Source organism: Pseudonocardia sp. McavD-2-B (assembly GCF_024124365.1).
Lineage (GTDB): Bacteria > Actinomycetota > Actinomycetes > Mycobacteriales > Pseudonocardiaceae > Pseudonocardia > Pseudonocardia alni.
This window is the reverse complement of the sequence record NZ_JAMXSG010000215.1, coordinates 1-10,260: the sequence shown is the minus strand read 5'-3', so window position 1 is coordinate 10,260 and position 10,260 is coordinate 1. Positions and strand designations below refer to the sequence as shown.

General features: G+C 75.6%; 12 protein-coding genes. 10 read left to right on the top strand and 2 right to left on the bottom strand.

Going from position 1 to position 10,260, the window contains the following annotated elements; genetic code table 11:
• From NH602_RS22885 to NH602_RS22870, 4 genes are all read left to right on the top strand, one after another.
• Positions 1 to 736 (top strand): DNA-3-methyladenine glycosylase (locus tag NH602_RS22885; protein ID WP_253068868.1); only part of this gene is annotated, 736 nt, incomplete at its 5' end.
• 18 nt (positions 737 to 754) lie between these two features.
• On the top strand, positions 755 to 1,753 hold the full coding sequence (gene cofD, locus NH602_RS22880) for a 2-phospho-L-lactate transferase (RefSeq protein WP_253068867.1): 999 nt from the start codon (positions 755 to 757) through the stop codon (positions 1,751 to 1,753).
• The gene (locus NH602_RS22875) at positions 1,746 to 3,095 is read left to right on the top strand and encodes a coenzyme F420-0:L-glutamate ligase (RefSeq protein ID WP_253068866.1); all 1,350 of its coding nucleotides are present in this window, start codon (positions 1,746 to 1,748) and stop codon (positions 3,093 to 3,095) included. The genes cofD and NH602_RS22875 overlap by 8 nt, the downstream gene beginning before the upstream one ends.
• A 4-nt stretch (positions 3,096 to 3,099) precedes the next feature.
• Positions 3,100 to 3,630, top strand: a complete 531-nt coding sequence (locus NH602_RS22870) for an NUDIX hydrolase (RefSeq protein ID WP_073576348.1) — start codon at positions 3,100 to 3,102, stop codon at positions 3,628 to 3,630.
• A gap of 7 nt (positions 3,631 to 3,637) precedes the next feature.
• Here NH602_RS22870 and NH602_RS22865 read toward each other — a convergent pair whose 3' ends face one another.
• Positions 3,638 to 4,408, bottom strand: coding sequence for a site-2 protease family protein (locus NH602_RS22865; RefSeq protein ID WP_253068865.1), 771 nt, complete (start codon positions 4,406 to 4,408; stop codon positions 3,638 to 3,640).
• A 221-nt stretch (positions 4,409 to 4,629) separates the two neighbouring features.
• On the opposite strand from NH602_RS22865, the gene NH602_RS22860 reads away from it, so the two are divergent.
• Complete coding sequence (locus NH602_RS22860; RefSeq protein ID WP_083658828.1) at positions 4,630 to 4,920, top strand: WhiB family transcriptional regulator; 291 nt, start codon at positions 4,630 to 4,632, stop codon at positions 4,918 to 4,920.
• Between the two features lie 93 nt (positions 4,921 to 5,013).
• Here the strand turns inward: NH602_RS22860 and NH602_RS22855 are convergent, their stop codons facing one another.
• Positions 5,014 to 5,499 carry a metallopeptidase family protein gene (locus NH602_RS22855; protein ID WP_374210251.1) on the bottom strand — a complete coding sequence of 162 codons (486 nt, stop codon included), beginning with the start codon at positions 5,497 to 5,499 and terminating at the stop codon, positions 5,014 to 5,016.
• Between the two features lie 135 nt (positions 5,500 to 5,634).
• Here NH602_RS22855 and NH602_RS22850 point away from each other — a divergent pair, with 135 nt between their 5' ends.
• The 5 genes from NH602_RS22850 to manA all read left to right on the top strand — a co-directional run bounded on the left by NH602_RS22850 (position 5,635) and on the right by manA (position 10,130).
• Positions 5,635 to 5,985, top strand: a complete 351-nt coding sequence (locus NH602_RS22850; RefSeq protein ID WP_020627719.1) for a DUF3499 domain-containing protein — start codon at positions 5,635 to 5,637, stop codon at positions 5,983 to 5,985.
• A gap of 64 nt (positions 5,986 to 6,049) precedes the next feature.
• On the top strand, positions 6,050 to 7,462 hold the full coding sequence (locus tag NH602_RS22845) for a phosphomannomutase/phosphoglucomutase (protein WP_253068864.1): 1,413 nt from the start codon (positions 6,050 to 6,052) through the stop codon (positions 7,460 to 7,462).
• Positions 7,463 to 7,572: 110 nt separating this feature from the next.
• Positions 7,573 to 7,776 carry a Trm112 family protein gene (locus NH602_RS22840; RefSeq protein WP_020627721.1) on the top strand — a complete coding sequence of 68 codons (204 nt, stop codon included), beginning with the start codon at positions 7,573 to 7,575 and terminating at the stop codon, positions 7,774 to 7,776.
• Complete coding sequence (locus tag NH602_RS22835) at positions 7,773 to 8,891, top strand: SIS domain-containing protein (protein WP_179761883.1); 1,119 nt, start codon at positions 7,773 to 7,775, stop codon at positions 8,889 to 8,891. The genes NH602_RS22840 and NH602_RS22835 overlap by 4 nt, the downstream gene beginning before the upstream one ends.
• Before the next feature lie 27 nt (positions 8,892 to 8,918).
• Positions 8,919 to 10,130 carry a mannose-6-phosphate isomerase, class I gene (gene manA / locus NH602_RS22830; protein WP_253068863.1) on the top strand — a complete coding sequence of 404 codons (1,212 nt, stop codon included), beginning with the start codon at positions 8,919 to 8,921 and terminating at the stop codon, positions 10,128 to 10,130.
• Positions 10,131 to 10,260: the final 130 nt, after the last annotated feature.

Genomic DNA, 10,260 nt, shown 5'->3' with positions numbered 1-10,260 from the left:
CGTGCGCGCGACCGGCTGGGGGCCGGGCGCGGCCTGGGAGGTCGACCGGCTGCCGTCGCTGCTGGGGGCCGACGACGACCCGTCGGCCTTCGTGGCGCACCACCCGCTCGTCGCCGACGCGCACCGGCGCCGTCCCGGGCTGCGGCTGGGCTCCACCGGCCGGGTGTGGGACGCGCTGCTGCCCGCGGTGCTGGAGCAGAAGGTCACCGGCACCGAGGCGCACCGCTCGTTCCGCGAGCTCGCCTGGCGGTTCGGGTCGCCCGCACCGGGCCCGGCCGGGGTGGTGCCCGCCGGCATGCGGGTGCCGCCGACACCCGGGCAGATCCGCGCGGTGCCGGAGTGGGAGTGGCACCGGGCCGGCGTCGACCACGCCCGGCGGACGGCGATCCTGCACGCCGCCGTCGTCGCCCACCGGCTGGAACGGGCCGCCGAGCTGGGCGGGGAGCAGGGCCGGGTGCTGCTGCGCCGGGTCCGCGGCATCGGGGTGTGGACGGCCGCGGAGATCGCCCAGCGCGCCTGGGGCGACCCGGACGCGGTCAGCTTCGGCGACTTCCACGTGCCCAACACCGTCGGCTGGGCGCTGCTCGGGCACGACCTCGACGACGCGGGGATGCTCGAGGTGCTCGCTCCCTACGTGCCGCAGCGCCAGCGCGCGGTCCGCTACATCGAGGCGTCCGGGTTCCGCCGTCCCCGGTTCGGGCCCCGGTTCTCCCCGCGCGACTACCGCTCGTTCTGACCGACGTAGGGTCGCCGTGTGAAGGTCACCGTTCTGGTCGGCGGCGTCGGCGGAGCCCGCTTCCTGCAAGGCGTGAAGCACGCGCTCGGACTGCCCCCCGTGGGGTCGGGCGAGTCCGCGCACGAGGTCACCGCCGTGGTCAACGTCGGCGACGACATCTGGCTGCACGGGCTGCGGGTCTGTCCGGACCTCGACACCGTCATGTACACCCTCGGCGGCGGCATCGACGTCGAGAAGGGCTGGGGCCGCTCGGACGAGACGTGGTCGGTCAAGGCCGAGCTGGAGGCCTACGGCGCCGAGGCGACCTGGTTCGGGCTGGGCGACCGCGACGTCGCCACCCACCTCGTCCGCACCCGGATGCTGCGTGCCGGCTACCCGCTGTCCCAGGTCACCGAGGCGCTCTGCCACCGCTGGCAGCCCGGGGTGCGGCTGCTGCCCGCCTCCGACGACCGCGTCGAGACCCACGTCGTGATCGACAACCCGGACCCGGCCGCGGTCGAGGAGACCCCGCAGGTCGCGATCCACTTCCAGGAGTGGTGGATCCGGCACCGGGCCGCCCCGAAGGCGTACCGCTTCGCCTCGGTCGGCGCCGACCAGGCCGCGATCCTGCCCGACGCCCGGGCCGCGATCGCCGGGGCCGACGTCGTGCTCGTCGCCCCGTCCAACCCGGTGGTGTCGATCGGCACGATCGTCTCGGTCCCCGGGATGGCCCAGGCCCTCGCGGCGACGCCCGCGAAGGTCGTGGGGCTGTCCCCGATCGTCGGCGGGGCGCCGGTGCGGGGCATGGCCGACGCCTGCCTGACCGCGATCGGCGTCGAGACCAGCGCCGAGGGCGTGGGCCGGCACTACGGCGGCCGCGGCGAGGGCGGACTGCTCGACGGCTACCTGGTGCACACCGGCGACGCCGCGACCGTGCCCGGCGCGACCGTGCGCGAGGTGCCGCTGCTGATGACCGACCACGACGCGACCGCCGCCATGGCCCGCGCCGCGTTCGAGCTGGCGGGCGTCGGTGTCTGAGGGTTTCCCCGACCACGCGTCGCAGCGGCTGGAGATCATCGGAGTCCCGGGGCTTCCGGAGTTCCGCCCCGGCGACGACCTCACCGCCGCGCTGGCCGAGCGGATGACCTGGCTGCGCGACGGCGACGTCGTGGTGGTCACCAGCAAGGTGTTCTCCAAGGTCGAGGGCAGGCTGGTGCAGGCCCCCGCCGACGAGGAGGAGCGCGACGCGCTGCGCCGCAGGCTGGTCGACCAGGAGACCGAGCGGGTGGTGGCCCGCAAGGGCCGGACGCTGATCGTGTCCGGGAAGCTCGGCATCGTGCAGGCCGCCGCGGGCATCGACGGCTCCAACGTCCGCCGCGACGAGCTCGCCCTGCTGCCCGCCGACCCGGACGCCAGTGCGGCCGGGCTGCGCGCCGGGCTGCGGGAGCGGCTCGGGGTCGAGGTCGGCGTCGTCGTCACCGACACCCTGGGGCGCAGCTGGCGGGTCGGCCAGACCGACATCGCGATCGGCTCGGCCGGACTGCCGGTGCTGCACGGCTACTCCGGCGCCGTCGACGGCCAGGGCAACGACCTGGTCGTCACCGAGATCGCCGTCGCCGACGAGATCGCCGCGGCCGCGGACCTGGTGAAGGGCAAGCTCGGCGGGCTGCCGGTCGCGGTGCTGCGCGGCGCGGTCCTGCCCGACGACGGCTCGACCGCCCGTGACCTGGTCCGGCCCATCGAGGAGGACCTGTTCTGGCTGGGCACCGAGGAGGCGATCGCCCGCGGGCGCAGCGAGGCGGTCCTGCTGCGTCGCAGCACCCGGGACTTCGCCGACGAGCCGGTCGACGACGACGCCGTGCGCCGCGCCGTGGGCGTCGCGCTGACCGCGCCCGCGCCGCACCACAGCACCCCGTTCCGGTTCGTGTGGCTGCGTGACGCGGCGCGGCGCACCGCGGTGCTCGACGCGCTGCGCGAGCGCTGGCGTGCCGACCTGGTCGCCGACGGGCGCCCGGCCGACGAGGTGGAGCGTCGCCTCGCCCGCGGGGACCTGCTGCGACGCGCCCCGGAGCTGGTGCTGGCGTTCCGGTCCACCGCGGGGATGCACGGCTACCCGGACCCGGCCCGGGCCGCCGCCGAGCGGGACATGTTCACCGTCGCCGGCGGGGCGGCGGTGCAGTCCCTGCTGGTCGCGCTGGCCGCGGAGGGGCTGGCGTCCTGCTGGGTCGGCTCGACGATCTTCGCCGCGGACGTCGCCCGCCGGGTCCTGGACCTGCCCGACGACTGGGCGGCGCTCGGTGCGGTCGCCGTCGGCGTGCCGGCCGAGCCGATCGCCCCGCGCGCTCCCCGACCGGCCGGCGACGGCCTGCTGGAGCTGTGAGCCCGTGGTGGCCACGGCGACGGCCGCCCGCGAGCTGGGCGCCTGGACACCGCGCGACCCCGGCCAGCGGGCCCTGCAGCACGCGCTGCTGGCCTTCCTCGACGCGCGCCCCGACGACGCCTGCGACCGCTCCTGCGTGCCCGGGCACCTCACCGCGTCGGCGCTGCTGCTCGACGCGGGCGGGGACCACACGCTGCTGACCCTGCACCCGCGGGTGGGCCGCTGGATCCAGCTGGGCGGGCACTGCGAGCCGGGCGACGACTCGCTGCGCGCCGCGGCGCTGCGCGAGGCCACCGAGGAGTCCGGGATCGACGGCCTGGAGATCGACGAGCACCCGCTGCACGTCGACGTCCACCCCGTCACCTGCTCGCTCGGGGTCCCGACCCGCCACCTGGACGTGCGTTACCTGGTGCGCGCCCCCGCGGGCGCGACGCCGCGGATCAGCGACGAGTCGCTGGACCTGCGGTGGTGGCCGGTGGACGCGCTGCCCGCCGACGACGACACCGTCGCGACGATGGTCGCCGCCGCCCGCTGAGCCGGGCTCAGAGGTTGCGCCAGAAGAACATCGCGGAGTATCCGAGCCGGAACAGCTCCTGGTTCCCGCCGGCGGCGCCGAACAGCAGCTGGGTGGCGGCGAAGAACAGCGCGCTCACCCCGGGCACGAACAGCAGCAGGGCGAGCAGCACGAACGGTGCCCAGGGCCGGACCCGCTCGCCGAGGCGCCGAGCCGGCGCGGACAGGTACGGCTCCAGCGCCCCCCAGCCGTCGAGGCCGGGCACGGGCAGCATGTTCAGCACGAACGCGATGATCTGGAAGTACGCGAGCGCGGACAGCCCGGCCGCCACCGGCAGCGGCATCCCCGGGAACGCGGCCACCGTGATGATCAACACGATGCCGAGGGCCAGGTTCGCCGCGGGGCCCGCCAGCGAGACCGCGCTGCGCCGGGCCCGCGACCGCAGCGCCCACTGGTTGATCCACACCGCCCCGCCGGGCAGCGGTAGCCCGCCGATCAGCAGGATGATCAGCGGCAGCACCAGGGACAGGCCGGGGTCGGCGTAGCGCCGCACGTCGAGGGTCAGGTATCCCTTCGCCGCGACCGAGGTGTCCCCGCCGCGATAGGCGGTGATGGCGTGCCCGTACTCGTGCAGGCACAGCGACACCACCCAGCCGCCGAGCACCAGGACGAAGATCCCGGAGGTCGCCAGGACCCCCGATCGGGTGGGGACGGCGGCGGCGGCGAGAACGCCACCGAGAAGGGTGACGCCGAGGATCAGCAGGAACCAGGGGCTGATGCGGCGTGTCAGGGACGGCACGTACCCATACTCCATGTCGGAGGAAACGCCCGCGCGCGACCCTTCACTCAATCGGCAGAGCCGGCTTGCACAGAGCGAGTGTCAGCGCTGTACTTACAGCGGTGTCATTCGCCAGTGCGTTGCGGGGAGGTGGGCGAGTGGACGACGTCGAGGGGTTCATGCGGATGCTGCGGCCGGTGGAGGCCGAGCCGGTGGGCACGGTCGAACGGCCCGATCACGAGATGGCCGACTACGACCAGGTCGCCCAGATCCTGGACCTGAAGGGTCTGCTGGACGACGGTTCCTCCGAGGAGGTGCCGGACTGGCAGGAGCGTGCGCTCTGCGCGCAGACCGACCCGGAGGCGTTCTTCCCCGAGAAGGGCGGCTCCACCCGTGAGGCCAAGCGCATCTGCTCCGGCTGCGAGGTCCGGGCCGAGTGCCTGGAGTACGCGCTGGCCCAGGACGAGCGTTTCGGCATCTGGGGCGGGCTGAGCGAGCGGGAGCGCCGTCGCCTCCGCCGCGCCGCTGTGTGAGACTCCGCGGGGGAAACAGGAACACGAGGGCCGGTCGCCGTCACGGTGACCGGCCCGTCGTCGTCCCCGGGCCGTGTCGCCCCGCGGGGGCGCTCAGCCGCCGTCGACGGCGTCGGGCTCGATGTTGAGGTACTCCGCGACCTGCTCGACGAGCACCTCGTGCACGAGGTCGGCGAGGTCCTCGCCGTTGCGCGCCCTGGCCTCGAGCGGGCGGCGGTAGAGCACGATCCGCGCCCGGGTCGGCATCCCGGCGGAGTCGACTCCGGCCGGCACGAGGTGCGCCAGCGGGACGCCGACGTCGGCCAGCACCCCGGTGCCCCACACGATCTCGTCGGGCGAGGTGCGGTCGACCGACGGCACGTCGTCGACGGCGAGGTCGAGGTCGGCCAGCTCCGGGCCCCAGCGCGCCTCGATCGGTTCGAGCGCCTCCAGCACCTTCGCGTCGAAGCGTTCGGCGCGGGTGCGGAAGGCCGGCGTCGACACCGGGTACATCAGGCCGCGCAGGCCGCGTCCTCGCCGGTCCCGCCGGCGCGGGCTGCGCGGCGACCGGCGGTCGTTCTCGGGACGAGCGGTGGGCACCAGGGCATTCTAGGACCCCCGCGCCCCACCCGGGGGTGACCCGCGACCGCGGCGGGCGGACCGTCCGCCGAGCGGGGTGCGCGTCGCAGTGCGGCGGCGGGCCCGTGACGGGCTATCGTCGGCGACGTGTTGAGTGTGCGGAGATGTTCACGGACGGGCTGCACCGAGCTCGCCGTCGCCACGCTCACCTACGTCTACGCCGACTCGACCGCCGTCGTCGGCCCGCTGGCCACGCAGGCCGAGCCGCACTCCTACGACCTCTGCACCGGGCACGCGCACAACCTCACCGCCCCCCGCGGGTGGGAGGTCGTCCGGTTCGAGGGCGAGTTCGCCCAGCCCCAGCACAGCGGCGAGGACCTCACCGCCCTCGCCGATGCCGTCCGCGAGGCGGGTCGGGTGGACCGGCCGGTCGAGGTGGTCGCACGGCCCGGTGGCACGGGGCGGCGCGGGCACCTGCGGGTGCTCCCGAAGCCCGAGGACGGCTGAGCCGCCCCACGGGGTGAGGAGACCTGCGCGGACGGGTGACACGGCTGCGCTAGGGTCGTGCGTCGTGCCCGACCTCTCGGCGATCGTGAAGGCCTACGACATCCGCGGTGTCGTCGGCGACCAACTGGACGAGCCCACCGCGCGCGCACTGGGTGCGGCGACGGCGCGGCTCGTGGCGGGCGACGACCCGGCGCCGTCGGCGGTGGTCGTCGGGCGGGACATGCGGGACAGCTCGCCCGCGCTCGCGGCGGCGTTCGCCGACGGGGTGACCGGGCAGGGGCTCGACGTCGTCGACATCGGGCTCGCGAGCACCGACATGCTCTACTACGCCTCCGGCACGCTGGACCTGCCCGGCGCGATGTTCACCGCGAGCCACAACCCGGCCGCCTACAACGGCATCAAGCTGTGCCGCGCCGGCGCCGTCCCGGTCGGCCAGGACTCCGGCCTCGCGACGATCCGCGACGAGGCGGGCCGCTTCCTCGACTCCGGGGTCCCCGAGGTCCCGTCGCCCGGTGCCGTGCGCACCGAGGACATGCTCACCGGCTACGCGCGCTACCTGCGCGGCCTGGTCGACCTGACCTCGCTGGACGCCTCCCCGGAGCTGACCGTCGTCGTCGACGCCGGGAACGGGATGGGCGGGCACACCGTCCCGACCGTGTTCGACGGTCTGAACGTGCGCGTCGTGCCGCTGTACTTCGAGCTCGACGGAAACTTCCCGAACCACGAGGCGAATCCGCTGGACCCGGCGAACCTGGTCGACCTGCAGAAGCGGGTCGTCGCCGAGGGCGCGGACCTCGGCCTGGCCTTCGACGGCGACGCCGACCGCTGCTTCGCCGTCGACGAGCGGGGCGAGGCGGTGAGCCCCAGCGCCATCACCGGGCTGGTCGCGGCCCGTGAGCTCGTCCGGGCGCACGCGGCGGGGGAGTCCGACGTCGCCGTCATCCACAACCTGATCACCTCGCGGGCGGTCCCCGAGCTGGTCGCCGAGCACGGCGGCCGCGCGGTCCGCACCCGGGTGGGCCACTCGTTCATCAAGCAGACGATGGCCGAGACCGGCGCGGTGTTCGGCGGCGAGCACTCCGCGCACTACTACTTCCGCGACTTCTGGAAGGCCGACTCCGGCATGCTCGCGGCGCTGCACCTGCTGGCCGCGCTCGGCGAGCACCGGGCGGCCGCCGCCGGTGCGACGGTGTCCGGGCTGATGGCGGGCTACGACCGCTACGCCGCCTCCGGGGAGATCAACTCGACGGTCGACGACCAGGCCGCGCGGGTCGCCGAGATCGAGGGCGTCTTCGGCCCGCGCGACGGTGTCGAGCTCGACCGGCTCGACGGCCTGACCGTCTCGCTGCCGGACGGATCGTGGTTCAACCTGCGGGCCTCGAACACCGAGCCGCTGCTGCGGCTCAACGTCGAGGCGGCCGACGACGCGGCCGTCCGTGCCCTGGTGGACGAGGTGCTGGCGGTCGTGCGCGCCTGATCGCGCGGCCCCGCACACCTGCGGTGATGGCGTCCGTACCCGGTCGGCTGCCGCGGAGTGTCGGTACCGGGTGGCAGCATCGAGAGCGCGACATGACGACGAGGAGAACCGTGGCCCTACAGCTCGACCCCCAGCTGCTGGAGATCCTGGCCTGCCCGTGCGACGCGCACGCGGTACTGACCCCGGGTGAGGACCGACTGACCTGCACGGCGTGCGGTCGCGCGTTCCCGGTGACCGACGGGATCCCGGTGCTGCTCCTCGACGAGGCGCTGCCCGGGACCGGGCCGGCGGGGGACGGACGGGACGACGGGTGAACGGGGTGCTCGACGACACGCTGCTGGCCGATCCCGAGGGGCTGGCGGCGCGGGACACCACGGGCGTCCTGCGGGCCGCCGCGACCGCGGGCGCCCAGGTCCGCTCCGCCCTCTACACCGCGGGCCAGGCCGGGCTGGACCGGCTGCGCGGGCACCGTCCGCGCGCGCTGGTGCTGCTGCGCCGGCCCGGTGTCTCCGGGGTGGTGGCCGACCTCGTCACGGCCCTGCTCACCGACCGCTGTCCGGTGCCGGTCGTGACCGCCGAGCGGCTGCCGGGCTGGATCGGGCCGCTGGACGTCGTCGTCGCGCACTCCGCGGACCCCACCGACCCGGAGCTGGCCGAGTCGGTCGCCGTCGCGGTGCACCGCGGCGCCGAGGTCGTGCTGTCCGCGCCGGACTCCGGGCCGGTCGCCCAGGCCGGCGCCGGGCGCGCCCGGCTGGTCGAGCCGCGCATCCCGCTGCCCGAGGGGCTCGGGTTCGCCCAGGCGCTGACCGTGGCGCTGGTCGCCGTCGCCGAGCTGGACCTGCTGCCCGGGATGCGCAGCGAGGAGGTCCCGGCCCGGCTCGAGGCGCTCGCCGACGCGCTGGACGCCGAGGCCGAGCGCTGCCAGCCCGCGCACGAGCCGTTCGTGAACCCGGCGAAGGCGCTCGCGTTGCGGCTGGCCGAGCGGACGCCGCTGCTGTGGGGCGTGGACCCGGCCGCCGCCGCGGTGGCCCGGCACGGCGCGCTGGCGCTGGCCACCCACGCCGGTGTCGTCGCGCACGCCGACGGGCTCGCGCAGGCGGGCACCCTGGCCGGTCTGCGCGTCGCCGTCGACCTGTCCGAGCGGGGCGGGGGCGACATCTTCCACGACCCGTTCGACGACCCGGCCCCCGGTGGCGACGCGCCACCGCCGCGGCTGGTGCTGCTCGGCACGGGGGAGGAGGACCCGCAGTCGGTGAGCCGCCGGGTGCTCGGCAGGGAGTGGCCGAACGCCGACCTGGCACACCCGGTCGACGAGATCCCGCGCGGCACCCGCGACGCGGCGCTGCTGCGGGCCGGTGTGCTCGCCCTGCGCGCCGACATCGCCGCCGTGTACCTCGGCCTGGCGACCGGCGCCACCCTGATCACCTGACCCCGCGCACCTGACACCGGGAGACCCGTGGAACTGCTGGAGAACCCGATCCGCACCTACGCGTGGGGCTCGCGGACGGTCATCGCCGAGCTGCTCGGCGAGCCCGTCCCGTCACCGCACCCGCAGGCGGAGCTGTGGCTGGGCGCGCACCCGGCCGCCCCGTCGACGGTCGGCGGGGGCACCCGCCCGCTGCACGAGCTCATCGCCGCCGACCCGGTCGCCGCGCTGGGCCCGGGCCGCGACCGCTGGGAGGGACGGCTGCCGTTCCTGTTGAAGGTGCTGGCCGCCGAGGAGCCGCTGAGCCTGCAGGCCCACCCGAGCCTGGAGCAGGCCCGTGAGGGCTGGGAGCGGGAGAACGCCGCGGGGATCGCGGTGGACGCGCCGGACCGCAGCTACCGCGACGCCCACCACAAGCCGGAGCTGATCTGCGCGCTGACCGAGTTCGTCGCGCTGGTCGGGTTCCGCGAGCCGGCCCGCACGGTGGAGCTGCTGCGCGCCCTGGACGTCCCCGAGCTCGCCGCCTACACCGAGCTGCTGGCCGGCCAGCCGTGCCCGGACGGGCTGCGCGCGCTGTTCACCACCTGGATCACGCTGCCCCAGTCGGTGCTCGACGGGCTCGTCCCGGCCCTGCAGGACGGTGCGGTCCGGCTGCTGGAGCGCGGCACCGCCCAGGAGTGGACCGGCGAAGCGAAGACCGCGCTCGACCTGTCCGAGCGCTACCCCGACGATGCGGGCGTGCTCGCCGCGCTGCTGCTCAACCGGATCACCCTGGCCCCCGGCGAGGCGCTGTTCCTGCCGGCCGGGAACCTGCATGCGTACCTGTCCGGGGCGGGCATCGAGGTGATGGCCAACTCCGACAACGTGCTGCGCGGCGGGCTGACGCCCAAGCACGTCGACGTGCCGGAGCTGCTGCGCGTCCTCGACTTCACCGCCCCGCCGCCGCCGGTCCGCGCCCCGGTCCCCGACCCCGGCGCCGACGGCTGGCACCGCTACGACGTGCCGGTCGAGGAGTTCCTGCTCCGCCGCGCGGTCACCGACGGCCGGGACAAGCTCGACGTCCCCGGCACCGGCGCCCGCATCCTGCTGTGCGTCGACGGTGACGCCGCGGTCGACGCCGGCGGCGTCACCGTCGAGCTGCCCCGCGGTCGCGCGGTGTTCCTCTCCGCGGCCGACAGCGGCGCCGTGCTGACCACCGGCGAGGACGGGGCCACCGTCTTCCTGTCCGGCGACGCGCTGTAGCCCACCTGCTCTGACCCGCTCCAGCCGCCGCCGTCCAGCGCTCCGGCCCGTCGGGCTGCACGCCGCCGGGTGGTGGCCCGCCGCGCTGCAGGCCACCGCGTTCCGGCTCACCCGGTGCGGCGGGCCGCGG

Bases quoted from the DNA above. Each gene is read 5' to 3' on its own strand.
- NH602_RS22860 (WP_083658828.1), top strand. From the start codon at position 4,630: ATGGCCGACTACGACCAGGTCGCCCAGATCCTGGACCTGAAGGGTCTG.